At 69.4% G+C, this 22021-nt stretch carries 36 protein-coding genes and 1 tRNA gene; 8 read left to right on the top strand and 29 right to left on the bottom strand.

Annotated features, from left to right (window positions below; genetic code table 11):
- The first annotated feature begins 46 nt into the window (after positions 1-46).
- The 4 genes from JEQ17_RS22770 to JEQ17_RS22755 all read left to right on the top strand — a co-directional run bounded on the left by JEQ17_RS22770 (position 47) and on the right by JEQ17_RS22755 (position 1923).
- Positions 47-448, top strand: a complete 402-nt coding sequence (locus JEQ17_RS22770) for a hypothetical protein (RefSeq protein ID WP_200396949.1) — start codon at positions 47-49, stop codon at positions 446-448.
- Positions 445-792 (top strand): hypothetical protein, encoded by a 348-nt coding sequence (locus JEQ17_RS22765; RefSeq protein ID WP_200396948.1) that lies wholly within the window; start codon positions 445-447, stop codon positions 790-792. The genes JEQ17_RS22770 and JEQ17_RS22765 overlap by 4 nt, the downstream gene beginning before the upstream one ends.
- Positions 793-1033: 241 nt before the next feature.
- The gene (locus JEQ17_RS22760; RefSeq protein ID WP_200396947.1) at positions 1034-1666 is read left to right on the top strand and encodes a hypothetical protein; all 633 of its coding nucleotides are present in this window, start codon (positions 1034-1036) and stop codon (positions 1664-1666) included.
- Positions 1663-1923 (top strand): hypothetical protein, encoded by a 261-nt coding sequence (locus JEQ17_RS22755; protein WP_200396946.1) that lies wholly within the window; start codon positions 1663-1665, stop codon positions 1921-1923. Before JEQ17_RS22760 ends, JEQ17_RS22755 begins: the two co-directional genes overlap by 4 nt.
- A 79-nt stretch (positions 1924-2002) precedes the next feature.
- Here JEQ17_RS22755 and JEQ17_RS22750 read toward each other — a convergent pair whose 3' ends face one another.
- The 7 genes from JEQ17_RS22750 to JEQ17_RS22720 form a co-directional block, all read right to left on the bottom strand.
- Positions 2003-2566: a DUF4352 domain-containing protein gene (locus JEQ17_RS22750; protein WP_200396945.1), complete on the bottom strand. Its 564-nt coding sequence runs from the start codon at positions 2564-2566 to the stop codon at positions 2003-2005.
- 360 nt (positions 2567-2926) lie between these two features.
- Positions 2927-3337, bottom strand: a complete 411-nt coding sequence (locus JEQ17_RS22745; RefSeq protein ID WP_200396944.1) for a hypothetical protein — start codon at positions 3335-3337, stop codon at positions 2927-2929.
- Positions 3334-3795 carry a hypothetical protein gene (locus tag JEQ17_RS22740; RefSeq protein WP_200396943.1) on the bottom strand — a complete coding sequence of 154 codons (462 nt, stop codon included), beginning with the start codon at positions 3793-3795 and terminating at the stop codon, positions 3334-3336. Before JEQ17_RS22740 ends, JEQ17_RS22745 begins: the two co-directional genes overlap by 4 nt.
- A gap of 87 nt (positions 3796-3882) precedes the next feature.
- Positions 3883-4728, bottom strand: coding sequence for a helix-turn-helix domain-containing protein (locus JEQ17_RS22735; RefSeq protein WP_200396942.1), 846 nt, complete (start codon positions 4726-4728; stop codon positions 3883-3885).
- On the bottom strand, positions 4725-5261 hold the full coding sequence (locus JEQ17_RS22730; RefSeq protein ID WP_234048321.1) for a DUF6879 family protein: 537 nt from the start codon (positions 5259-5261) through the stop codon (positions 4725-4727). The genes JEQ17_RS22735 and JEQ17_RS22730 overlap by 4 nt, the downstream gene beginning before the upstream one ends.
- A gap of 2 nt (positions 5262-5263) precedes the next feature.
- Positions 5264-5467, bottom strand: coding sequence for a hypothetical protein (locus JEQ17_RS22725; RefSeq protein WP_200396941.1), 204 nt, complete (start codon positions 5465-5467; stop codon positions 5264-5266).
- 144 nt (positions 5468-5611) lie between these two features.
- The gene (locus tag JEQ17_RS22720) at positions 5612-5953 is read right to left on the bottom strand and encodes a hypothetical protein (protein ID WP_200396939.1); all 342 of its coding nucleotides are present in this window, start codon (positions 5951-5953) and stop codon (positions 5612-5614) included.
- A 160-nt stretch (positions 5954-6113) separates the two neighbouring features.
- On the opposite strand from JEQ17_RS22720, the gene JEQ17_RS22715 reads away from it, so the two are divergent.
- Positions 6114-6731, top strand: coding sequence for a hypothetical protein (locus tag JEQ17_RS22715; protein ID WP_200396937.1), 618 nt, complete (start codon positions 6114-6116; stop codon positions 6729-6731).
- Positions 6732-6780: 49 nt separating this feature from the next.
- On the opposite strand, the gene JEQ17_RS22710 is transcribed toward JEQ17_RS22715, so the two are convergent.
- From JEQ17_RS22710 to JEQ17_RS22650, 12 genes are all read right to left on the bottom strand, one after another.
- Complete coding sequence (locus JEQ17_RS22710) at positions 6781-7143, bottom strand: hypothetical protein (RefSeq protein WP_200396935.1); 363 nt, start codon at positions 7141-7143, stop codon at positions 6781-6783.
- A 63-nt stretch (positions 7144-7206) separates the two neighbouring features.
- Positions 7207-7437 (bottom strand): hypothetical protein, encoded by a 231-nt coding sequence (locus JEQ17_RS22705; RefSeq protein ID WP_200396934.1) that lies wholly within the window; start codon positions 7435-7437, stop codon positions 7207-7209.
- Between the two features lie 145 nt (positions 7438-7582).
- Complete coding sequence (locus JEQ17_RS22700; protein WP_200396933.1) at positions 7583-9673, bottom strand: cell division protein FtsK; 2091 nt, start codon at positions 9671-9673, stop codon at positions 7583-7585.
- An 86-nt stretch (positions 9674-9759) separates the two neighbouring features.
- The gene (locus tag JEQ17_RS22695; RefSeq protein ID WP_200396932.1) at positions 9760-9939 is read right to left on the bottom strand and encodes a hypothetical protein; all 180 of its coding nucleotides are present in this window, start codon (positions 9937-9939) and stop codon (positions 9760-9762) included.
- Between the two features lie 97 nt (positions 9940-10036).
- On the bottom strand, positions 10037-10357 hold the full coding sequence (locus tag JEQ17_RS22690; RefSeq protein ID WP_200396930.1) for a hypothetical protein: 321 nt from the start codon (positions 10355-10357) through the stop codon (positions 10037-10039).
- A complete protein-coding gene (locus JEQ17_RS22685) occupies positions 10354-10527 on the bottom strand; it encodes a hypothetical protein (RefSeq protein WP_200396929.1) in 174 nt (57 codons plus the stop codon). The genes JEQ17_RS22690 and JEQ17_RS22685 overlap by 4 nt, the downstream gene beginning before the upstream one ends.
- Entirely contained in the window at positions 10524-11306 is a 783-nt protein-coding gene (locus JEQ17_RS22680) for a hypothetical protein (RefSeq protein WP_200396928.1), read from the bottom strand. Before JEQ17_RS22680 ends, JEQ17_RS22685 begins: the two co-directional genes overlap by 4 nt.
- A 190-nt stretch (positions 11307-11496) precedes the next feature.
- Positions 11497-11874: a DUF6907 domain-containing protein gene (locus JEQ17_RS22670; RefSeq protein ID WP_200396925.1), complete on the bottom strand. Its 378-nt coding sequence runs from the start codon at positions 11872-11874 to the stop codon at positions 11497-11499.
- The gene (locus JEQ17_RS22665) at positions 11871-12185 is read right to left on the bottom strand and encodes a hypothetical protein (RefSeq protein WP_200396924.1); all 315 of its coding nucleotides are present in this window, start codon (positions 12183-12185) and stop codon (positions 11871-11873) included. The genes JEQ17_RS22670 and JEQ17_RS22665 overlap by 4 nt, the downstream gene beginning before the upstream one ends.
- Entirely contained in the window at positions 12182-12325 is a 144-nt protein-coding gene (locus JEQ17_RS22660) for a hypothetical protein (RefSeq protein ID WP_200396923.1), read from the bottom strand. Before JEQ17_RS22660 ends, JEQ17_RS22665 begins: the two co-directional genes overlap by 4 nt.
- Before the next feature lie 89 nt (positions 12326-12414).
- A complete protein-coding gene (locus JEQ17_RS22655) occupies positions 12415-13572 on the bottom strand; it encodes a hypothetical protein (RefSeq protein WP_200396922.1) in 1158 nt (385 codons plus the stop codon).
- 146 nt (positions 13573-13718) lie between these two features.
- Complete coding sequence (locus tag JEQ17_RS22650; RefSeq protein ID WP_200396921.1) at positions 13719-14090, bottom strand: hypothetical protein; 372 nt, start codon at positions 14088-14090, stop codon at positions 13719-13721.
- A gap of 179 nt (positions 14091-14269) precedes the next feature.
- On the opposite strand from JEQ17_RS22650, the gene JEQ17_RS22645 reads away from it, so the two are divergent.
- The gene (locus tag JEQ17_RS22645; protein ID WP_200396920.1) at positions 14270-14533 is read left to right on the top strand and encodes a hypothetical protein; all 264 of its coding nucleotides are present in this window, start codon (positions 14270-14272) and stop codon (positions 14531-14533) included.
- Between the two features lie 430 nt (positions 14534-14963).
- Positions 14964-15036, top strand: a tRNA-Arg gene (locus JEQ17_RS22640).
- A 77-nt stretch (positions 15037-15113) separates the two neighbouring features.
- On the opposite strand, the gene JEQ17_RS22635 is transcribed toward JEQ17_RS22640, so the two are convergent.
- The 10 genes from JEQ17_RS22635 to JEQ17_RS22590 form a co-directional block, all read right to left on the bottom strand.
- Positions 15114-16340 carry a site-specific integrase gene (locus JEQ17_RS22635; protein ID WP_456115132.1) on the bottom strand — a complete coding sequence of 409 codons (1227 nt, stop codon included), beginning with the start codon at positions 16338-16340 and terminating at the stop codon, positions 15114-15116.
- A complete protein-coding gene (locus JEQ17_RS22630) occupies positions 16337-16543 on the bottom strand; it encodes an excisionase family DNA-binding protein (protein WP_200396918.1) in 207 nt (68 codons plus the stop codon). The genes JEQ17_RS22635 and JEQ17_RS22630 overlap by 4 nt, the downstream gene beginning before the upstream one ends.
- Entirely contained in the window at positions 16540-17919 is a 1380-nt protein-coding gene (gene repSA / locus JEQ17_RS22625; protein WP_200396917.1) for a replication initiator protein RepSA, read from the bottom strand. The genes JEQ17_RS22630 and repSA overlap by 4 nt, the downstream gene beginning before the upstream one ends.
- Complete coding sequence (locus JEQ17_RS22620; protein WP_200396916.1) at positions 17912-18097, bottom strand: hypothetical protein; 186 nt, start codon at positions 18095-18097, stop codon at positions 17912-17914. The genes repSA and JEQ17_RS22620 overlap by 8 nt, the downstream gene beginning before the upstream one ends.
- Before the next feature lie 88 nt (positions 18098-18185).
- Positions 18186-18503, bottom strand: coding sequence for a SpdD-like protein (locus JEQ17_RS22615; protein ID WP_200396915.1), 318 nt, complete (start codon positions 18501-18503; stop codon positions 18186-18188).
- A gap of 23 nt (positions 18504-18526) precedes the next feature.
- Entirely contained in the window at positions 18527-18682 is a 156-nt protein-coding gene (locus JEQ17_RS22610) for a hypothetical protein (RefSeq protein WP_200396914.1), read from the bottom strand.
- A 12-nt stretch (positions 18683-18694) separates the two neighbouring features.
- The gene (locus JEQ17_RS22605) at positions 18695-18886 is read right to left on the bottom strand and encodes a mobile element transfer protein (RefSeq protein ID WP_200396913.1); all 192 of its coding nucleotides are present in this window, start codon (positions 18884-18886) and stop codon (positions 18695-18697) included.
- 17 nt (positions 18887-18903) lie between these two features.
- A complete protein-coding gene (locus JEQ17_RS22600; RefSeq protein ID WP_200396912.1) occupies positions 18904-19572 on the bottom strand; it encodes a DUF2637 domain-containing protein in 669 nt (222 codons plus the stop codon).
- A gap of 80 nt (positions 19573-19652) precedes the next feature.
- A complete protein-coding gene (locus tag JEQ17_RS22595) occupies positions 19653-21008 on the bottom strand; it encodes an FtsK/SpoIIIE domain-containing protein (protein WP_200396911.1) in 1356 nt (451 codons plus the stop codon).
- Between the two features lie 2 nt (positions 21009-21010).
- Positions 21011-21364, bottom strand: coding sequence for an SCO3933 family regulatory protein (locus JEQ17_RS22590; protein ID WP_200396910.1), 354 nt, complete (start codon positions 21362-21364; stop codon positions 21011-21013).
- Positions 21365-21513: 149 nt separating this feature from the next.
- On the opposite strand from JEQ17_RS22590, the gene JEQ17_RS22585 reads away from it, so the two are divergent.
- On the top strand, positions 21514-21885 hold the full coding sequence (locus JEQ17_RS22585) for a winged helix-turn-helix domain-containing protein (protein ID WP_200396909.1): 372 nt from the start codon (positions 21514-21516) through the stop codon (positions 21883-21885).
- The last annotated feature ends 136 nt before the right edge of the window (positions 21886-22021 follow it).

Raw genomic sequence — 22021 nt, 5'->3', positions numbered from 1 at the left:
GGGCCCAAGTTGACCACTACCGCGCGCGAGGAAAAGGACCACCGTGATGACCATCTCGCAGGCGCCGCGTCCGACGTCTCCCGGCTCCCTGGTCGAAAACGTTTCACCTTCAACGGGGCGTTGGGGGCCGCGTCGTGGTGGCCCGTATCCGTATCTGCGTCTGGATCTCGGGATCAAGGCCACTCAGGGCTTTGCCGTGTTCGAGCGGGTCATGGCTGGCGCTTCCTTCCGTCAGGCCGCCGCCGCGCTCGATCTGTCGGTCACGACTGCGTGGCGCAGACACTGGTGGTTCATCGACTGGATGCAGCCCGAGTGGCATGGCCGGCCGCCTGGTCCGATTCCTCCGCAGCGTGGGACGCGGGCGTGTCCGCGGGGGCGGCCGTATCTGCCGACTCTCGATGGCCCGCCTGATCTGAAGCGATCTCGTAGAAAGGGCTCCACCTCATGAATCCGAGTGAGCGGAACGCGAAGCGTGTTGATGCGTTGTTGCCTCTGGCGGGCGGTAAGAGCAACAAGGCGGTGGCCGAGGAGGTCGGTGTGAATCCGGCGACGATCGGCACCTGGAAGAAGGACCCCGCGTTCGCGTGCGAGTTGGCTCGCATCAAGGAGCTGGTCGACCGTAAGCCGATGGATGCGCATGCCGTTCTTGCGGCGGTGACGGAGTCGTCGGCCCGCCTCAATCCGCCGGCTGGTCCGGTGGTGGTGTCGATCCCTGCGGGTGCGTCGGCTCGTCGGCGTCGGCAGTTGATCGGGCGGGCGGTTGCCAGGGCGTTGGAGGCTGGGGAGCGATGAGCGTGGAGGCGCTGGTGGGACGGGTTACTCGATGACCCGTTGAGCTGGTAACGGTAGAGGGATTTCACAATGCGGAGGCCCGGCCCCTGGGAGTAGGGGTCGGGCCTTTTTGCCGTGACCGCAACCATCGAACACCCTTGCATTCTAGCCGATTTACGCAGGTGAAACGGCTAGAATGAGTTGAGCTATTCGGTCTGCCGTGATGTGAATAGCGGCCATCGAGCGAGGGAGACGCATTGTGGTGACTGAACAGGAAATCGCGGAGGCTGAGGCTGCTGCCGAGGAGGCGGAGGCGAAGCTCGACCGGGCCGAGCAGTACCAGGACACCTCGGGCAGCAAGCAGGCCGTGAATGAGTTCCGGGCTGCGCATGTCGATGCGCATGCCGCCCGCGACTATCTGCGTCGGCTGCGGTCCGTGTGGGCGCGTGAGCAGGCTGGGCAGGCGCGCCGGGAGGCGGCTGAGGCGGCGCTCGCGAAGAAGCGCGGCAAGACGGTGGCCCGGCTGACGGAGGGCCGTGACAGGGCCGCTGAGGCGGTCGCCGTCCTGGACCGGGCTGCGGCCGAGGCGCTGGCAGCGGTCGCCGCGTACACGACGCTGGTGCAGTCGACGGCCGGGGAGTTGCGGGCGGCGGGTCTGCGGCATGACGACGGTGGTGTCGAGGGTGGCGCCACGGACGGTTCGGTCTACCTCACCGACGGGGGTGTCACTGAGGTGTGGCGGCCGGCTTCGGGTCCGGACATGCTCGGGGCGTTGGTGTCTGCGGCGGTTGCTGCGCATGATCAGCGGCATCCGTTGGCGAAGCGGTGGCGGCATTCGGGTGGTCTGGCGCAGCAGGCTGGTGCCGAGGCGCTGTTGAAGGCGGTCGCGCGGTGAGCCGGGACGACATCGGCGGGTACGGCGGCCCGTCGGATGACGGGGTGGCTGCGCAGGCCTGGCGGATGGCGTGGCAGATCGACGGTGCCCGCGAGGAGTTCGTTGAGTCCGGGGCGCCGGTCGGTGTCGACAGTGTGAGCCCGATGGTGGAGGCGCTCACCGCCGCGCTGGCGGGTGTGGATCTGTCGCCGGTCTCGGAGGCCCGCGCCGGTGGGCAGGAGCTCGGTTGGTCGGCCCGGTCCGGGAGGCAGGCGTGAGTCGCCGCAAGGCGCGCAGCGAGTACCTCACCGCATGACGAAGGCCCCGCCCAACGGCGGGGCCTCTGCATACGCGCGGCTACTTACTGACCGGCCACTCCACCGGCTCGTCCAGATCCTGCGGCGAGTACAACACCCGCTCCGCACTGCCTGACCCTTCCGACACCTCGAAGAAGACGTTGCCGCGTACGCAATCCCCGCCACGAACCTTCGCGTCCATCGGGTACACCGGCTGCGGCAACCCGGCCCCGCTCATGTGGAAGGGCTCCGCACGCGCCCCGTCCTCGTAGGCCAGGGACCACACGAACGGGCTCACCGTCATCGCCTCATCGTCCCGGTTGCACACCTTGACCTCGACGAGGGCCAGCTTCTGCCCGTCCTGCAGCATGCCCGGCGGGCTGGTAATGCCCTTGTCCTTGTAGGCGAGCGCTGCGGCGGAGAACTGGATGCCGCCCGAGTTCACGTTGACGGTGTCTCCGAGGCGGAGAGTCTCCTTGGTGGGCGATGGGCTCGGGGTCGGCTTCGTGCTGGCGGATGGTGTGTCGGTGGCTTTCGACACGGCGGGCTTGTCGTCGTCGCTTCCTCCGCAAGCGGTGAGCGTGGCGAGCAGGCAGGCTGCGAGCAGTGCAGTGGTGTGGCGCATGGTCCCCCCAGGACGTGTGCGGTGGAGTCGCATCATCGTGGGACGGGCACCGTTGTGTGACGGGTATAGCCGTGTTGTGACCCTGAGGGGTGATGTGTGCGGGTGGGGTTCCCTTCCGGCGTAGTGGGAAGGGAGGCCACGGCTCCGTCATCTGGACGGGTGAGACCGCGTGAAGGCTCGACCGTGGCCTCCCGACCGTGGGCCGCCCCGCCCCGTGTTCGTACCGGGGAGGGGCAGGGCGGCCGTGCCCGGGCCGAGGCCGGGCACCCTCTGACGGGTCGGCGGAGACGCGTACGCCGCGGCGTCAGGGATGGTCCCGCCCGCCCCCTTGAGCCTGGGGTGCGGGGACGGGCGGGAGTCTCAAGTCCGCGTGCCGATCGCGAGGGTGTCGCAGCCGGACAGCTGGACCGTTGCGCGCAGGACGATCGCAAGGCGCCGGTCGTCGATCTCCAGCACGCGGGCGAGGCTCGTCTGGTGCGGGCCCGCGAGCGACAGGACGAGGTCGAGGAACGCGCGGTCGCTCTCGTTGAGACCCAGGGTGTACAGGCGCTTCCCGAACCGCTCCCAGTCGCAGCCCATCCGACCCTCAGGGGTCTTCACGACCAGCGCCGTACGGACGCGTTCCAGCGAAAGGAGGAATTCCTCGTCGACGAGCGCGCGCACGGCCGCCTTGTGACGCGGGTTGGCTGCCGATGCCAGCAGCAGTGCCCCGAGCGATGGCGCGTCCTCCTCGTCGATGGTGTGAACGTCGGTGTCTTGGGTCGTCGTCATCCGAATGCCTCCGCGGGGAGTTGGGGCCCGCCCGGGCCGAACGCCGCGCCGAGCAGGGTGGGATCGGTCAGTCGGCCAGACCCGTCGGGGCGCTCCATCCACACGCGGCCTCGTACCGGGAACAGGGCAGGCGGGCACCTCAGCACCCAGCCGACCGGGTACACGGTCAACTGGCGGACGTCGTCGAGCTCGTCGTCGAGGTCGGGTGGCAGGAGCCACCAGGCCGTGGACTGGGTGACGTCCGCGAGGACCGGTCCGACGCGGTGGTGGCCGATGCGCTTCACTGCATCCATCGATCCGGCGAGCGGCGCCTCGGCGACCCGCCAGTGGGTGCCGGTCGGGATCGGCGCGAGGTCGTCCGCGTCCCACGCTTTCTGTGTGAGAGCGGGGTGTTCGGCGCAGGAGAGGAGCCATTCCTGTCCTGCCTGCCGGAGCGATAGGGCGGGCTGTGTGGCCATGGCCAGGACCGTAGGGAGTCCGATTGCGCGGGTGCGCGCCGATTGCGCGTGATTGCGAAGGCCGAGCAGGGTGTTGCAGCCGGTTGCTTACGAGAGGTTGAGAGCGGCCCGGGCACGGCCGATCAGACGGTGTGCGTGCGCCCCTTGGACGGCCGACTCATCGAGCCACTCCCAGGCCCGCTCGTACAGGGCCAGGCTCTCCTCGTCCTCCAGCCACATCTCCGTGCTCAGCGTCTCCACGATGACGAGCCGCCGGTCATAGATCCAGAACCCGTGCGAGGGGCTGCGGCGCAGCTGCGCCGAGAACGGCACGACGCCGAGCTCAACGGTGTCCAGGCCGATCAGGGAGACGAGCCGGTCCAGTTGGGCCGCCATGACCTCGCGCGGGCTCGTGAGGGCGTACAGGGCACCCTCCCAGATCAGCATGCGGAACGAGCGGCCCGGCTCGTACAAGGCCGATTGCCTACGGATCCGGGCACGCACCGCGTCCTCAACGTCCATGTCCGGGATCTGACGGAACGCCGCGTTGGCCGCGAACACGTGCCGCGCGTACTCCGCGGTCTGGAAGAGGCCGGGGATCCGTACGACTTCCAGGCCCCGGATCATCTGCGTGTGCTCGGTCTCGGCGACCGCCTGTTCCTGCCGGGCCCGGTGCCCGTTGGCCAACTGCCGGCGCATCGACCGGTACTGCGTCTCCAGACCGGTGAGACGCCCGGACAGTTCAGTCGCGACGTCGGGGCGCTCGACCGCCTCGGCCCACAGCCTGAGGTCGTCGCCGCTCGGGGTCTGCTTGCCGTTCTCCAGGCGCGAGACCTTGGAGCGCTGCCAGCCGAGGCGTTCGGCCAGGCCCTTGCCGTCGAGTCCGGCCTCGGTGCGCAGCTCGCGGAGCCGGGCACCGAGGGCGATTCGGGCGGACTGGAAATCGGTGCTCACACGGTGGAACGTACCCGCGCTGCGAACTCTGCGGTACGGATCGCGTAATGCCAGGCAGCGTCTCGGGCCTGGCACGCGGCGAGGACTTCGGCCGGCTCCTGGGTGACGGTCACGCCGAGGGTGGTGTCGTCCTCGTCGAAGACGAACCGGAGCAGCGTGCGGGAGTCGATCAGCCAGAAGTCGAAGTCCGGCAGGCCGAGCCGTACGGCGTCCGTACGGAGGAGGTAGCGGACCTCGTCACCGGCGGCGACGTTGCTCGGGGCTCGGGCGAGGAGGAACCGCTGCCCTTCCGTGAGCGGGTCATCGACGAGGCGTACCCGCTCGAACCTCTTCCCGGCGGCCGTCTGCGTCTCGACGTTGGTTCGCCAGGCGTCCGGCGGATCGTGGGTGAAGTCCTCGCCGGCCTTCCAGCGGGGCCAGTTCGGGCCGTTGCGGTCGGTGGCGTAGCCGCGGCGGGTCTCCAGTCTCCAGGCGGTGTGCTCGAAGTCCTGAAAGACGTGGCTGATCTCCTTGAAGGGGATCACCTCGGGCACGGTCACTCCTTGGGGGCGAAGCGGGTGAGCAGGTCGCGCGGGATGACGACGAACGTCTCCGAGTCCTTCACGTCCCGCAGTTGGTCGAGGTGCTCGGGGTCGGTGAGCTTGTCGCCCTGGACGACGATGTCTCCGGTCTCGACGACTTCGTACAGGGTGGGGCAGTCGCCGCCGTCGCTGGTCGTGCCGAGGAACCTGAGTGTCATGTCGCCCTCCATCTGCGCTGGTTGGACGTCCAGCATGCGCAGGGTTGAGCGTGCACGCCCGGGGATTGCGGCAGATTGCGGCTGCTCCTCGACGCGATTCGATTGCGCGCAACCGTGTGCCTGAGCCGCGGGGAGCTACCTCCCCTATTTGATCGCGTGCTTTCCGCTGAGGATCTTGGTGACGTAGGTGTTGGCCACTGACTGAGCGAGGCTCTTGGAGAACTGGTACTCGGTCTTCTGGATCCGGTTGGTAGCCGTGTCCGTGATCGTGTACCGGTACTTAGCCAATCCGGTGGTGCCGAATCCTGCGAGGTCGATGTTCTCCTCGATGTCTACCCGAAAACGTTCGCGGGTGACCGGCTCGTCAGGCAGTTCCGCATCTAGTCCTTCGGCCAGCCTGTGGGCTGCCGCCATCCGTTCCCGGAGCGGAAGCTTCTTGAGCTGCTGGCGCTGCTCCTTCTTCGCCTGCCTGGATTCCTTCGACATGGCGCACCTCCTCCACGTTCTCCCCAAGCATCTCTATCCAGTATCGCCCTCTAACCGCATAGAGGGTGCGGTGCGTTGGCCATGACCTGCGGATACGTGGCGTGATGGCACTCGAAAGGCACACGAGGGGACTGTCGGAGAGCCCGTCTACGCTGCGTCCATGAGCGCGATCAACTGGGGTGACGCCCCCACGTGGCTGGGTGTCGTATTCGCTGCAGCCGCAGCCGGTGCAGCGGTGTGGACGCTGAAGAGCCAGCGGGACCAGATTGGCGAACAGCGCGATTTCATCGGCGAACAGAGGCGGCTCATCGCCGAGCAGAGCGACACGATGACGTTGGAGCGGGCCGAGCTGCGGGCCAATGCCGAGGAACGGCGGGTGTCGCAGGCCAGGAGGGTCACCATGACATTCGCTACGGCGGGGTCCAGTGGCACCGGTGTCTACAACAACTCGACGGGCTACGACCGATGGCACGTCAACGTCGTCAACGGGAGTGATGCACCAGTACACGACGTCATGGTCCGCTTCGGCGCGCCGTACCTGGCGGTAGCGGCATGGGATCCAGACGCTGTCAGGCACCCAGACAGAGGACGGCGGGGCGTTCCGGTTCATCTGATCGGAGCTTCACGATCAATGGTCTTCGAGTCGCCTTCGTGGACCGAGGAATCGGTCGACAACAACCGCCCGTCGCTTCACTTCACTGATGACGACGGGGCGAAGTGGCGACTCGACGAACACGGCAAGCTGGAGGAGTTGCCGTCTCCGCCGGGACCCCCGTGACGCACGCGAGGCATCGAGGGCGGGCGGACGAAAGCCCCCGTCAAAGCGATCAGCCTTGCCTCCCGGACTCTTCCCGAGCCGTGCGGAGACCCTCGACCATCTCTTGCAGATCGAGGGTGACCCCGTCCGTCTCGCTGCCCCGTCGTTCCATCAGACCGACCGGAAGAGGGCGGATGCGCTCGCGAATCACCATCAACATGGAGGCCATGTGCTCGGCGTCCTCTGCGGCTATCCGGCCAGCCTCGACATGGGCGTCCAGGAATCCCGCGAGGTGGAGGACAGCGTCGAGGGCGTCCTGCTCACTGACAACACCGCGATCTTCAGCGGAGGGAGGATCTTCGTCGTGCGCGAAGGCGGCCATCAGCGCCTGCATCATGCCGTAGAGCCGGTTACCCGGCGTCGTATTGCTCATCCCGAAACGCTACGCCTGACGGCCGAGAAGGGGCAGGGGCGCGGCGGGCTCCGGCCACGGGGCTCAGTCGGTGCCGGCGTCGTACGTACGGCGCCACGCGTTGTGCGCTCGTCGGCCAAGGCGGAGCCGGAGCTTCTTCCCGCGGCAGCGCGGGCACGTCCGAGTCTTCCGCCACCGCTCCGTCTCCCCGGATCCGTCGCACTTCCGGCACGCGCCGAACGGCCGCACCGCGCAGAGCACGAGGTAGTAGCCGAGCCCTCCGACGACCAGTCCGCAAGCAGCAAGGATCAGCATCTCGACTCCCGTATCCGTGGGTGTTTCCCGTTTCCAGGGGCGGCCCTGCTAGGCGCTAGGTGCCTGGTCAGGGCTCGGTTCTGGTACTAGCGGGGGTGCTAGGCCAAGCACTTGCCGGTGCTAGGCCAAGCACCCCCGTCCGGGCCTACGCCGCGGCCCGGTCCGCGTTGCGGCGGGTGATGGCGGCGGCGATGTCGGCCCGCTTGATGCCGCGCTTCGTGGTGCCCTTGCCGTCCTCCCCGGTGGCCCACACGTCCGCCGTGGCGACACCCCAGGGCTTCAGCGCCGGGGCGACGGACGCGGTGGTCCACTCGCCGTAGACGTCCGGCAGGGAGCCGGAGAGGCGGGCCGCGATCCGCTCGCACCACAGCTGCTCGTCGTCCGGGCCGAACGCCTTCAGCACGTCGCCGAGGACGTCCATCCCGCGCTGCTCGGCGGGCCCCTGGCCGAGGGCGTGACCGGTGATGTTGCCGTAGTCCTCGCGCAGCTGGCGGGCGCGGGTGACGACCAGCTCGGCCGCGGGCCCGTCGACGAATGCGGAGGCCACGATCTGCGGGTCGTCGCCCTCGCCGGACATCCAGCAGATGCCACGGTCCGAGCGGCTGAACATGGTCGCGCGGATGCCGGCCTTGTACGCGCCGGTCCCGAGGACCATGTCGTTCGCGGTGTGGCCCATCACCTTCAGGCAGAACCGCAGCACGGCGTTCGCGGAGATGCCGGGCGGCAGGCTCTTGGCGTCGGGGCGCTGCGTCGCGAACATGCCGACGATGCCGAGGGCCGGGCCGCGCTTGGCGACGTCCGTACAGATGGACTCCAGCTCGGCGCCGTACTTCTCGTGCTCGAAGGGGACTTGGCACTCGTCGAAGCCGACGACGATGGGGTGCAGGCCGAGGCTCTTGTCACTGGCCAGGGCAGGGGTGACCTTCGACTCGGGGCAGCGGGACTTAGGCAGGTGGCGGATCACCTTCGCGCGTCGGCGCAGCTCCTCTTTCAGCTCCCGCATGGCGTGCAGGACGTACAGCAGGTCGTCGTCGTCCTCGCCGGACCGGTAGCGGTGCATGACCGGCTCCAGCGGGCCGAGGTCGCCGGTGCCCTTGAAGTCGAAGCCGTACAGCTCCGCGCGCGGGTCGAGCGCGGCGATGAGGAGCAGCAGCCTGAGCAGGAACGTCTTCCCCATCCTGGGGATGGAGCCGATCATGATCGAGGCGAACATCAGGGTGACCACGATGTCCCTCATACGCTGGTCGTTGCCGAACACGACCGGCTTGAAGAGGTCGACCTGCCCATCCTTCAGCAGCGGCCACGGGGGCTTCGTCGTCTCGTTCATGGGCTTGTCGCCCACCCACAGGATCAGCCGGCCCTCATGCTCGGTCGGGTCGCCGGAGGGCCACACGCAGCCGAGCTTTCGGCGCAGGCCGGAGGCGAGCGCCTGGCGCTCCTCCATCACGTCCTCGGGGACGACGCCGTACGGGAGGTCGAGGTCGGCCCGGTAGCCGGGGCCGTCGCGGGTGATCTCGCTGGTGAAGCGCATGCCGTTCATGTCGCCGCCCTTCTTCACCGCGGCGGAGATCTTGGCGTTGCCGATCGAGTCGAGGGCGCGCAGCACGATCGAGCCGGTGAGCTTCTGCAGCTCGGTGCGCACGACCGCGGGGCCGATGACGGGGGCGTCGGGCTGCTGGCCGAAGTAGCCGAGGGTCAGCACCCCGCCGACCGCGAACAGGTAGAGGAACTCCGGGGCCATGACGTACAGCCAGAGGGCGAAGCCGAGGCCGAACACCGCGGCGACGACGGTGACGAAGCCGCGCAGGCGGACTCGTCCGGCGCGGAGGCGGGCGAGGCGCATGTACTCGTCGACGTCTTCGGTGCGGACGGCCCAGTCGCGGAGGGGTGCGGCCTCGCGGTCCCACACCCAGCGGCCGGTGGAGGCGACGAGGCGGGCGGTGCCGCGCGGGGCCATCATCGTCAACTGCGTGCCGTACCAGGGGAGGCGCACCCCGTGGTACGTGGAGGCGTACCCGGCATGCCCGGCCGCGCGCTTCACGGTGGCGAGGAAGTCGTTCGTCGAGCGCATCCACGGGGCGATGATCGGGCGCCGCTTCTCCGTGGTGACGCCGGGATCGGGGAGCTTCGGGTTGTCGACGGGTACGGGGGTACCTGGTGTACTCGCCTGCTCGGGTACATCGGGTACGGGTGTACCTGCCGTGGTCTGGTCGGGGGCGAGGACGGTGTCCGTCATGCTGGTCTCTCCGGTCGTTCTCAGGGACGTTCGGGACACGGGGCGGCCGGTGTACCTGTGCCGGGTACGGCCGCCCCGTGGGGTACCTACTTCTTCTGGCGCCGGGCGTCCTCGCGCTTCTGCGCCTCCTCGCGGATGCGGTCGACGCGGTTCTCCAGGCGCTTGGTCGGCTTGCCGAGGCGCTCGCGCCGGGTGATGCGGGCGCCGAGGAGGACGACGGCCGCCAACTCGCGGGCGTTGTGCGGGTCTCGATTGGTCGCGGCCATGAGGGCTCCCTGGTCGTGGGCCGGGCTGTCCGGCCCCACCGCACCCCCGCAACCGCGGCCGTGACGACCGTGGTTGACGGAGGACGGAAGGGCCGGGTCAGCGCCGCTTCTGGACGTCCCGCCACATCGAGCGCAGGACCAGCGCGAGGATCGCCACGGAGATGCCGCCGATGGCGATCGCGATGGACGCGAAAGCGATCCCGACGCCACCGATGCAGATGGCGCAGGAGATGCCGATCCACTCACCGGCGCTGCGCCCGGGTCGGCGGCCGTGGTCGTGCTGGCACGGAGCGGGGCCGGCCGTCTGCTGCTGAGCCAGCTTGGCCAGCTCCATCGCGGCGAACGCCAGCTGCACCGCGGCCGTGTCCGTCGAGGCCTCTCTGACCGCGGCCTCGGCCTTGTCGAGGGCGTCGCTCATCGGGCCCACCTCCGCATGCGGGGCAGGTGGGGGCGGGCTGCGAGGCCGAGGGCGAACGCGACGATGACGGGCTTCGAGATGACCCATGCGACCGCGGCGGCGAGGACCGTGAGGAGCGAGGGCCAGAGGAGCAGCAGCCCGAGCAGGGCGCCGAGGAGGATCCACCTCATGTGCGCACCCCCATCAGCTCGTCACGGATGCGCTGGGCGCGGCCCTGGCCGATCGAGTACGTCTCCTTCAACCGACGTACCCCGGGTACCTCGTTGCCGAAGTCGGCCTGTACCTGGGGGATGAGCGGGTCCGGGTACACCGGGTCGTCCTCCGGCTCCTCCGGCTCCTTGCCGCGCCCGACGAACAGATCGTGGAGGGGGTGCGGATCGGGGTGTACCTGCTCCTCAGGTACGGGCTCGGGTACGGGTACCTGAGCGGCGGGTACGGGCTCCTCGTCGACCGGCCCGGGGCGCGCCACGATGGGCAGCAGCCGGACGCCCGGAGGCACGGCCGCGGGCACGGCAGGTACAGCCTCGGCGAGCTCCGGGTACGCCTCGGGTACGGGCACCCGCTCGACGGCCGCCGCGTACTCGACAACCGGCTCGATGGGCACCTCGTGCTCGTCGCGGGCGAGCGCGTGTGTCCTCCACAGCGCGACCGGTACGAGGATCGAGACGACCGTGACGAGTTCGAGGCTCACCTTCACCACGCCCGCGTCGAGGGCGTGAGCGGCGACCTGCGCGGCGCACATCAGGATGAGCGAGAGGGCGACGTCGAACGCCCGGAACCACTTCAGGGCGGCGATCACGTAGCAGTCCAGGGAGAGCGGCAGCATCACGGCGATCGGCTGCTGCGCTCCCAGTCGGCGGGCCAACTCGTATTCGGCGATGGCGGTGTAGGCGAGGCCGGCCGCGGTCGACGTGCGGCGGATCCACGTACGGGTGCTGTCAGTTGTCACGACTCGCCCACCTCCGGGGCGGCGACGCGCACCACACGGTGCGCGGCCAGCTGGACGCCTTCACGGTCACGGCGCGCGTTCGCGTCGAGCAGCGCAGCCATCAGGGCGGGAACAGACGGGAGACGCCGGGTGGACCGGCACACGGACGCGAGGGCCGCGTGCTCGGTTGGCCGACGGACGGGACCGCGCTTCACTCCGCACCCCCGAGGAGCACGGACAGCTGGTCGGCCATGTCGCGCAACCGGTCGGCGTAGCCATCGAGCGAGGCCGCGAGGGAGTAGAGGCCGGCCGGGTCGAGGGTCCTGCCGATCAGAGACACGGACACGCCGGGCGTAAGGCTGGACAGATCCGGGACGTCGATCTCCGTGAACGGGGACTGCACGAGGCTGGCATCGGCGATGTGGTGGCCGCGGAAGGTGAGGGTGACGCCGGGGCCCTGGTGGAGGATGTCGGCGCGGTAGTCGTCGGGCCGGTGGTCAGGGTGGCCGATGCACCAGGCGGGTTCGTCGAGGGTGACGTCGCCGTGGTCGCGAGTGGCCAGCGTGATCGTGCGGGGCTCGGTGCTCACTGGCCACCTCGCTCGTCGGCGAGGAACGCGGCGACGACGGGGAACTGCGCGTCGACCGAGCGGCGGACGGCCTCGTCCTGGTTGGTCTTCTCGGGAAGAGGAGCCACGGGCTGGCACGGCTCGGAGCCGACGGCGCGGAGCACGATGCGCAGGGCCTCGACGAGTCCGCCGTGGGCCTGGGCGTAGGCGAAGATGTCGCCGCTGTCGACGACGCCGTACGTGGCGAGCATCTTCTGCGCGACGCGGATCGCGACGGCGAGGTCGCTCGGCACGTGGGCCGCGGCGGCGGGTACGGGGCAGGTCTCGGTCACCGGCGGACCCCCTTACGGATGGTGCCGGTGACGCCAGCCTCGGTGACGCGCACGGTGAGGGTGCGGTCCGCGCTCCGGCGGATGACGCCCGCGGCGACCAGGCGGCGGGTAGGCGCGGCCTGCTCGGGTACGTTCTGCACGGGTCAGTACTCCTTGTCTCAGAAGGATGCTGATCAAGGCCCCGGGCCGGCGGTAGGGTCGCCGGCCTCGGGGCCGTCTTGGGTGTGCGCTACGCCTTGTTGGCGCGGGCCTCGTCGGTGAAGTCGCTGGAGCCGATCTCATCCGCGCGGTCGACCAACGCGTCCAGCCGGTCCGCGAACTCCCGCATCTCCCGGGCGATGTCGCGGGCCTTCTCACGGCTCACATCGGCGGTGTTGGTGCCGTAGTGGACCCACACCTTGGTGAACTGCCCGTCGACCGAGCGCGACTGCCAGCGCCCGTTGATGTTGACCGGGGAGAGGCGGTCCCAGTCGAGCTGAACGATCTCCGCGGCGAGGAACGGGGTCTTCGCGTTCTCGGCGGGGGTGCGCTGGTCGTCGATGTCGCGCATCGTGGATTCGATGGGTGCGGCGGAGCGCAGGCCGCCGAAGTCCTCGTCGAGGACGAGGCTGGACTGCGCGGGGGTGAGCCGCGGGGCGCGGGCCTCGGCGAGGGCGGCACGGAGCTGGTCCAGTGCGTCCCTCGCGGTCATGCCGTGCGGCAGGAGCACGAGCCCGTACTCCCGCCAGACGAGGAGCTTCCCGTCCAGATCCTTGTCAGCGCTCTCGTTCGCCCTCGCCAGACGCAGGCCGTGCTTCGCGGCCAGGCGGTCGACCTCGCCCTGGAAGATGACTTCGAGGACGGGGCCGACGCTGTTCGTCTCGATGAACATCTCGCGCAGGGCGTTGTTCACCCGCTCGTAGTTGGCGTCCCAGAGGCCGGCCTCCCGGACGGTCTGCTCTTGGGCGTCCATCTGGACGAGGGCGCGGGCGACCTCAGGGGAGACGGCCGGCTTGGCGTCCTCGTCAATGAACTCTTCGACGTTCAGGCCGCGCCCGGCGAGGTCGGTACGGAGCCTGCTCTGGGCGTGCGCGAGGCTGATCACGGCGGGGTCGTACGCGGCCTCGATGTGGTGGTCGACGCGGGAGACGGGCCACCAGATGACCAGCTCGCCGGTGAGTTCGGCGCCCCCGATGGAGACGGTGACGTCCTTGACGTCCACGTCGGCGTGCCCGCGGGCTCCGTCTTCGACGGGCTCGTCGGCGCGGGTCCGCGGCTCTCCGGGCGAGCCGGCCATGTCGCGGGGCAGCGGGGTCTCGATGGCCTGGTCGGCGACGAGCTGGGCGGTGGCGGCGGCGATGGCTGTGGTGTTGTTCATGGTCTCTGTCCCCTCGGGTGTGGCGTTCACGTCGCTCTTCTCCTCGTAGTCGGCCCGCCGCGGGTGGGCCAGGCGCCCCCCATCCGTTCGGGGGACGTCCGGCCCAACTCCGTTACCCGGCGGTAGAATTCGCGTCCTTCAGAACGCGGGCCGGGCAGGCGCGGGCGGGTGGCGGACTAGGCAGCCAGGGCCGCGAACTGGGCAGCGGCGGTCTTGTCCTTCGGCCGGTACGCGGCGAGGCGGGCGGCGAACGTGGTCGCGGCGTAGAGCTTCACGGCGACGGTCTTGCGGACCCGGCCCTTGAGCTTGATGACCGTCTCGCGGGTGTCGTCGGCGACGAGGCCGCGGGAGAACGCTCCGGCGAAGCGCTTCGCGGTGGCGTCGTCCAGGCCGGCCGCGACGAGGCGGGTACGGACGGGCTGAGGGGAGCCGGTAGCGACGGCGCGGACGGCGCGGCGGATGGCGCGGGTTCCGGCCGTACGGCGGCGGAGGGTGGCGCGGAGGGCACGGCGGTTGGCGCGGTGCTCGCGGCGGGTGGCAAACTTCATCACGCGGTTCTCCTGGTTGAGTCAGGTGGATTCCGTAGGCCCTCAGTCGGTGCTCGAACACCGACCGAGGGCCGCTCCGTTTCCGGAGTGGCTAACCTTGCAACTACATAGTATCCGGAAACCTTGTAGATACACAAGGCTCATGCGAAGATTCCCTGCATCTACAGAGAGGGAGCAGCGTGAGCGGCGAGCAGGAAAGCCCACCCCCCCGGCACACCAGGACCCGCCCCATCCGGGTACCGGGGCCGCTCTGGGACGCGTACGGACGGATCTGCGAGAGGCTCGACACGGACCGCACGAACGACCTGCTCGACCACATGCGAGCCCGCGTCCGCGAGCACGGTGACGAGCAGGATCGAGCCGACCTGGCCAAGGCCGAGCAGGAGTTGGCGGAGCGCCGGGCGCGGAAGGGTGGCCGGCCGAAGGGCGTCGGCGGGAGCTGACTCCGATGGCACGGCGATGGCACCAAGAGGCGCGTACGCGTTCCGACGGGGGTCAACGGCGTCCGACGGCACTCCTGGTGCGGCCTGCGGGAAAGCGTCTTGGGAAGTCGCGGCGCGTCACCGTCATACGACAGGCAACACACTGCTAATGCGGTTTGGGACTTAAATCCCATCGAGGGTTCAAATCCCTCCGCCTCCGCCGAAGATCCCGAAAGCCCCGGTCATCACTGACCGGGGCTTCGGTCGTTCCTTGATCGTTCCGGGGCGCCCCGTGGGCCTCGCCGAGGGCCGCTTCGGGGTCGTTTTCGCAGGTCAGGTCAGGTCCGACAAACGGATTTCGCCTCACGCCGCCAGTCATGTAATGTTGTTCCCGCAACGCCGACCGGGAAGAAAAGCCCGGAAGGAAGAGCGAACACAACAGAACACACAAGCACTCGTAGCTTAACGGATAGAGCATCTGACTACGGATCAGAAGGTTGCAGGTTCGAATCCTGCCGAGTGCACACAGGTCAAAGGCCCCGGAGAGATCCGGGGCCTTTGGCGTTTCAGGGGCGTACAGCAGCGAAGTACAGCAACCGCGTCAACCGGTACCGCCCATGGCGTCGGACAGCTGGCCGATCGCGGCACGCACCTGCTCTTCGCTCGCTTCGGCGTAGACCTCCATCGTCATGGCGATCTGTGAGTGCCGGAGGATGCGCTGTGCCACCTTCGGGTGCACCTTCAGCGCCACCAGGAGCGAGCTGCACGTGTGCCGGGTGTTCCGCAGCGGGATCACCCGGAGCCCGGCACGGCGAGCGCGCAGCGCGAACATGCGGGTCATGTTGCCCGGCTCGATCGGGGTTCCGTACTTCGTGGTGAAGATCAGCCCGTGACTGTCCTGCCAGACCTCCCCGGCGGCTTTCCGGTCACCGGTCTGCTGAGCGCGACGCATCTGCAGCGCCTTGAGACAGAGTGCCGGCAGAGGCAGGAAGTCGTCGGAATCCTCGGTCTTGGTCTCACGGTGCAGGATCCGCCGCCCCGCACGCTGAATCTGGTGATCGACGTACAGCTCCCCCCTCTCGAAGTCGACGGACTTCCACGTCAGGCCGAGCACTTCCCCGCGGCGGAGCCCGAGACACAGCACGAGGACCCAGGCCGCGAAGAGGCGATCGTCCCGAGCGGCGGCATCGGCAAGGAACCGGCCCGCCTCAGCAACGGACCACGGCTTGATCCGGCGACGACGAGGCTTGGGCACCTTCACGAACGACGCCACGTTCTTGCTGATCTCCTCTTCTGTGACCGCATGGGTGAGCGCAGCCCGCAGAGCGTCGCGGGAACCCTGGATCACTCGCCGGGACGGGTACGACTCGCAGCAGTCACCGACCGCGCAGCACTTCCGGCGGGGAGCTTCCCGCTTGGCGTCCTTCCCCTGCGCGCAGCACTGACAGACGGTCGCCAGCTTGGTCAGCCACTCACGCACGTCCCGCACGGTCAGCTTGTCCAGCCGCTTCGCACCCAGGTGCGGGGCGATGTAGAGGCGCACGTACCCCTCGTACGAGACGTACGACAAGGGGGCGAGATTGGGCTTCACGATCGAGTCGAGCCAGTACGCGAGGAAGGCGGAGAGCGTCCGGTGACGAGTGGCGACCGGGCCCTTCTTCGCCTCCGCATGCAGCGCGAGCCACTTCTCGTGGACCTCTTCGCGGGTCTTGCCGTACGCGTACTTGCGAGCCCGCTTGCCGTCCGGCTTGGTCACCCAGACGTAGGCCGCGTACCCGTTCTTGTACGGGTAGATGGAGCCTTCCCCGTTGCCACGCTTGCCGCTCATGCCGCCCACCTTTCGGCGTCGGCGGTGACCCGCTGGACGTACTCGTCCACCCAGGCCGGGAGGATGCGCCGGTTGCGGCCGACCTTCACGGAGCGGATCTCCCCGGTGAGCACCAGCATCTTGGTCTTGGACAAGCCGAAGCCGAGCATGTCGGCGACCTCGGCAGTGGTGTGCCACTTCCGCTCGATCACGGTGGTCGTCATGCGGCCACTCCTTCCATGGCCAGTTGGTCGCGTAGGGCTTCACGGGCGGTTTCGCGGTTGTGCTGGAGGTCGCGGGCGATGGTGGCGGCGAGGGCGGATTCGCCGGGGGTGTGGCCGTGTCCGGCGTACTGCCATTCCGTGAGGACGAGGACGGTGTCCGGCTCGCGGTCCTCCAGGCCGAGAGCATCGCGTTCTTGCGCGGCGCGGAAGTCGGCACGGGCCTGGCGGAGTTCCCCGAGGGTGGTCGAGTACCGGCGGGACTTCGAGGAGAAGTGGCCGCGGAAGCCGAGCATGTGAGCCCAGGCCCAGAGCCGTCGGCCCGGGTACAGGGGGTCGAGCAGCTTGCACGCTTCGATAAGGCGACGGGTGTGGTCGGGGACCTGGTGGCGGTCGAGTTCGGAGAGTTCGCCGATGCGGCGGTCGAGGGTTCCCGTGTTCTCAGCGGCCTTGGTGGCGTACTTGGCGACGTACGAGGCCACGGCCTGTTCGGTGATGTCGGAGCCGTCACCGAAGGCCTTGACGGGGCGGACGTCGAGCTGTGTGCCCCACCGGAAGGTGCGGGCGGGCTGGTCCTCGGCAGCGGGCACGGAGACCGAGGTGTACGAGTGCGCGGCGGCGGCGTGGATCGCATCGGCGAGCAGGTCGACCGTTGCCCAGGACGGGGGCGGGGTGTCGGGACCCTCCGGACCATCGAGGCGGATCACGGCGTGGAAGTGCAGGGCACCGCGCTTCTGGAACTCGGCGACCTTGCCGTACGAGAGGCGGACGTGCTCGGCGAGTTCTCGGCGGGTGAGTCCGGCGCGGGCGGCGATCTCGCGGCGTAGGCGAGTGGTGAAGCGCTGCCAGAGGTCGCCTGCGTGGTTGTTGAAGAGGACGGCGGCGGCGTAGTCGTACGTCTCTGGATCGAGTGCTGTGCCGAGCGTCCGGTCGTCGGAGGGGTGGCGGGTGCCGCAGCGGCAGGTGCCTCGGTCGGGGCGGTTGTGGACCGGGCCGAAGGACGGGGCGGTGAGGGTCGCGAAGACGCGGGGGTGATCGCGGACCGTGGCGGGGATGGCGCGGCGGTCGTCTCCGGCCAGGCCCGCGCGGATCAGGTGGTAGGTGTCTCCGGCGTACGTCCAGGCGCAGGAGGGGCAGCGGGAGGCGCGGCGGTTTCCGCATGCGAGGCGGAGGCGCCCGCCGGGCTCGTTCTCGGTCGTGTAGTGGTGCAGGGTCTCGCCGGTGGTCTTGTCCTTGGCGAGGGTCCAGCCGGTGAGGTGGATCGGGTCGGCGCAGCCGCCGGTGCGGCGGATCTGGTCCTGCCAGCGGTCGAAGTCGGAGGCGGAAGCCACCCTCAGCAGGTCGCCGAGGGTGGTCGGGTCGAGAAGGGTGTCAGGCACGGGCGCCCTTCCGGACGGGCGTACGGCGGGTGGTGCCGGTGCCGTGGCAGGCCGGGCAGCTGGCGGTGATGGTCCGCAGGTGGCCGTGCCGGTCGCGTCCGCCGAAGGTGATGACAGCGGAGGCGAAGCCGTTGCAGTTCGGGCATATGTGGGTCTGCGGGCGGGTGCGGGGGGTCATGCTGGGTGTTCCTTCCGGTTGCGAGATCGGAGAGGGGCACGGCTCCCGGGCGGCGGAGACTTGGCGGTTGAGGCCGCCCGGGGGCCGGTCAGCGGCGCTTTGCCTCGCTGGTGATGAGTGAGCGGATGACCAGGGCGCAGATGGCGACGGATGCGCCGGTGATGGCGACCGCGAGGAGCATCGAGACGAGGACGGCGCCGACGACCAGGACCACGGCCGTGCCACCGCCGACGAGGGCGACGACGGCGCCGGGGGTGAGCTGGACGGTCGGCCGGGTCGGAGCCGGGGCCGACCTGGGCGCGGGGGCCGCCGGAGCATGCTGGACCGCTGCGGTCGGCTCGACGACGGCGGGCGGCGTGACGACGCCGGTGGGCTGGGGCATGGTCGGAACCTTGGGGCGGAACATGGTGGATCTCCCTTCGCTGGTGGTTACTTGACGGCGGTGTCGATGACCGGGGCGAGCAGGCTGTCGGCGAGGAGGTAGCCGCCGAGGAGGAGCACGGCCACGAGCCACCAGGGCGGGCGGATGAGCTTGATGCCGAGGTAGCCGACGACGGCGAGGGCGAGCCAGAGCGGGACGTCCATGGCGATGGCCTCCTAGCGGACCTTGCAGCGGTGGGTGCGGGCCGCGAGCTGGGCGGCGGTCTGGCTCGTGAAGTCGGACGACCAGCCGCAGCGGTCGGCGGTGCACACGGCGGCGTGCTTGGTCTGGCCGTGCCGGTCGCGGTGGGTGCCGATCTGCACCGGGCCTATCTGCATCAGCGAGTGGAAGTGGTCGCGGGCAGGCATGTCGGTCTCCTTCCTGATCAGGTGAGTTGGGCGGCGATGGCGTCGGCGAGCTGCGGCGGGACACCGAGGCGAGCGCGCAGGGTGTCGACGTCGATCCGGGACCCGGTACGGGCCTGGTGGTCGGCGGCGACCTTGCGGGCGTGGTCGACCAGGGCGGCCGGGACCGCCGGAGCCGTCGGGGTCGGGTCGGCGGGCAGGGCCGGGATGTCTTCAGCCGCGGGGATCTCGGCAGGCTCCCGGTCCGGGGCGGAGGCCGCAGGTTCCGGGACCTCCGGAGCGGACTCGGGGGCTGCGGGTGCCGGCGGATCCGGCACCTGGTCTTCGGCCGTGGACGAGTGGGCGAGGAGCGTGCCGCCCATGAAGGCCAGCGCAGGCCAGGCGGCGACCAGGATGCGCAGCCAGGCCGGAACGTCGTTGAGATTGAGAAGTCCGGCGGTGGCGACGTTGGCGCCGAGCGAGGCCACGAGCGCGATCAGGAACCAGCACCAGGCCAGCCGCGACGGGCCATCGGTACGCAGCCGACGCCACGCGGCGACCAGGAGCAGGTCAACCGAGATGGGGTAGGCCCAGGCTTTCCAGCCGTCTTGTCCGGCAGCGGCGGCGAGGTCGTGCAGGTGGGCGAAGGACAGCGCTCCGGCGATCACGGCTTGCACGAGGACGGCGTCTGGGCGGATCGAGCGGGTCATTCAGTCACCTCCTGTTTTGGGCATGGGGCGGGTAGGGACCCGGCGCGAGACGGTCACGCCGACCGATGGAGAGGGAGGGGTCAGGCGGTGGCGGGTGCCGTCTTGGACAGCGGAACGCGGGCCGAGGGCAGCGGGGCGACGGCGGGCCGGAAGGCTGCGAGTGCGGGCAGGTCCGGGGTGCGGTCGGCGTGCCGGTTGCAGATGTTCACGGCCTGGCGCAGTGAGGTGTGCGGGGCGCGGATGCGGGCCCAGCCGCCGGAGGAGTCGCCGGTGACGGCGATGCCGGGGGTCTCGGTGGGGATCTGGATGGCAGCAAGGACGGCGTCGGGGGCGATGTCGCCGAAGGCCATGTTCGCGGAGGCTTCGTCGTTGACGCGGTGGGCGGTGCGGCCGGTGAGCTGGGCGCGGAGCATGGTGATGCCCTTGCCGAGTTCGGAGCCGAAGCGCTGCCCGCAGATCTCCAGGTAGATCCCGGACGCCCGGCCGAGCTGGGCGAGGCGGACCAGCGCGGTGATGATGCGATCCCGACGCTTCTCCTCCTCCTTCGAAGCGAACAGGGCGAGTTCGGCGACCTCGTCGACCAGGACGACGACCGGTACCGGGCGCAGGTCCGCAGGAAGATCCCAGATGTCGGCGGCGATCTCCGCATCCGGCACGTTGACGCTGATGCGCTGCTGAGCACGGATGAGCTGGTAGATGTCCTCCATGTGCGTCACGAGCGCTTCCAGCAGGTCGAGGGCGGCATCCGGGTTGTCGGCGAGCGCGGAGAACCGGCGTGCCAGCGGGAAGAGTTCCACTCCCTGCTTGCAGTCGATACCGACCAGGGCGACGTCCTGCGCGGCGAGTCCGGCGACCAGGTTGCGCTGATACACGGACTTGCCCGACTCGGTGGCGCCGAGCGTGAGCCCGTGCGGAACAGTCCGGTAGTCGCGGTAGTGGATCGCACCGTCCTCGCGCAGCGCGACCGGGATGCGCATCGGAGCGCGGTCGACCGTGGCGGGCATCTGCACCCGCTGGAGGACGTCGTAGCCGGTCATCCTCAACTCGACGACGCCGGACCGCAGTTCGCGGGAGGTGACGCCGTACATCCCGAAGGAGTGGCGCAGCCGGTCGGTGGCGGCCGAGACATCGAAGGCGTCCTGTCCAGGGCGGAGCTTGAGCCGCAGCACCAGGCCGGTCCGGGTGGGACGCAGCCGCAGGATGCGCGGTGCGCGGGACTCGGGAACCGGACGGTTGGCGACCCGGGCGAGGGCGAGACGCCAGCGCGAAGGCGGAACGGTCAGCCCGCAGGCATCCATGACGGAGGCGTAGCGGAAGGCGACCCGCAGCGCGGCGAGGACGACGCCGAAGGTCAGCCAGTACCAGGCGGGGCGCCGCCACCGCAGAAGACCCGCGGCAGCGACGACCAACACCAGAGCGACCGTGAAGGCGGTCACGATCAGGCCGCCTTGGCGTTCGAGGCAGCGGCGGCGAGGGAGGTGACAGCGACCGCACGGAACGCGATCCCGTGCCGCTTCTGCCCGTTGAACTCGTTCTCCCACGCCGAGGCGACCAGGCCCGTCAGGGCGACCGGGGTGCCCATCGTCAGGTCCTCGGAGACGCCGGGCTGCGGAACGGTGAGCTTGAGGATCTCCACCTCCTCGGGCGTGGAGAACATGACCTCCACGGTCATCAGAGTGACGCCGTCCTTGTCGAGAGCGATCTCGCCGGTACGACGGTCCTTCACCTTGGGCTGGGGAGCCTTGGCGACCATCACGGTGGCGTTGGCGGTGTCGACGGGAATCTGACGCATGGAGCGCTCCTAGAGTCGCTGAACTTGACGTACTTAGTACGTCATCTTGAGAAGAGAATGAACCTGTACTACTTGGCGTGTCAAGTGGTTCTCTCGACGGGTGTCCGTGCAATGTGCTGCACTAGGTACGACAACCACTGAGAGGGGCTATGGCCGACTTCACCGCCGGGCGCGCCGCGTACTTGCAGATCGCGGATGAGTTCAAGAGCCGGATCCGCGACGGAGAGCTAGCACCGGGCGAGAAGTTGCCGTCTGAGGCGGAGCTGATGACACAGCACTCTGTGTCTCGAACAGTGGCCCGGCAGGCGATCTCGCGTCTCCGCGAAGATGGCTACGCGATCTCTCACCAGGGCAAAGGCAGCTTCGCAGCGCTGCCGGGGGAAGGTGGCCCCAGCAAGCGCAGCCCCGAGTTCGAGCAGATCACGGAGTACCTGTCCGAGGTTCGTCGGGACGTACGCCGCCTTGCGGAGCGGATGGATCAGCTGGAGGACTTGGTTCGACAGCAGGCGCGAGGGCGATGACCACGGCTTCAGCTCGGCGTGCGACCGCTGCCAGCTCATCACCAAGCCCCCTTATCTGGTCGATCAGTTCTCGCTGCTCTGCCGGGCTCAGCACGGTCACGGCCCTTTCGTCGCCCTCTCGATCTGACAGCCCCTC

The organism is Streptomyces liliifuscus, assembly GCF_016598615.1.
Lineage (GTDB): Bacteria > Actinomycetota > Actinomycetes > Streptomycetales > Streptomycetaceae > Streptomyces > Streptomyces liliifuscus.
Note: the sequence above shows the minus strand (reverse complement) of the source record. Positions and strands in the feature narration are given on the sequence as shown.